Genomic DNA, 717 nt, shown 5'->3' on the forward strand with positions numbered 1-717 from the left:
GATTGCAGTATTGACTTCTTTGGTTTGATTTCCAATCGCTTTCACTGTTGGCGCTGTTGTGTCTTCCACTGTAATCGTGAAGCTTGTTGTTGTTTCGTTGCCATCGGCATCTGTTGTTGTCACTGGGATTGGGTAACTGCCCACTTTGCTTGGTGTACCGCTAATTGTATTAGTGTCTGGATTAAACGTTACACCTGCTGGTAAACCACTTACTTTATTCGTTACGGCTTGGCCACTGTTATCTGTCGCATCAATCTTAATTGAATTAATCGCAGTGTTAACTTCTTTGGTTTGTCCCGCAATTGGTGACACTGTTGGTGCCGTTGTATCTTGGACCGTAATCGTAAAGCTTGTTGTTGTTTCATTGCCATCGGCATCTGTTGTTGTCACCGTAATTGGATAACTTCCCACTTTGCTTGGTGTACCGCTAATTGTATTAGTGTCCGGATTAAACGTTACTCCTGCTGGCAAGCCACTTACTTTATTTGTTACGGCTTGACCACTGTTATCTGTCGCATCTATTTTGATTGAATCTATCGCAGTATTGACTTCTTTAGTTTGATTTCCAATCGCTTTGACTGTTGGCGCTGTTGTATCTTGAACCGTGATTGTAAAGCTTGTTGTTGTTTCGTTGCCGTCGGCATCTGTTGTTGTCACTGTAATTGGATAGCTTCCAACTTTTGATGGTGTTCCACTAATTGTGTTTGTATTCTGATT

At 41.8% G+C, this 717-nt stretch carries 1 protein-coding gene; it reads right to left on the reverse strand.

Features of this window, described 5'->3' with window-relative positions; translation table 11 throughout:
* On the reverse strand, positions 1–717 hold a 717-nt coding region (locus F1592_RS11020), incomplete at both ends, for a putative Ig domain-containing protein (RefSeq protein ID WP_188294691.1).

Origin of the sequence: Staphylococcus sp. GDX7P312P, assembly GCF_008385775.1 — a bacterium.
GTDB lineage: Bacteria > Bacillota > Bacilli > Staphylococcales > Staphylococcaceae > Staphylococcus > Staphylococcus haemolyticus.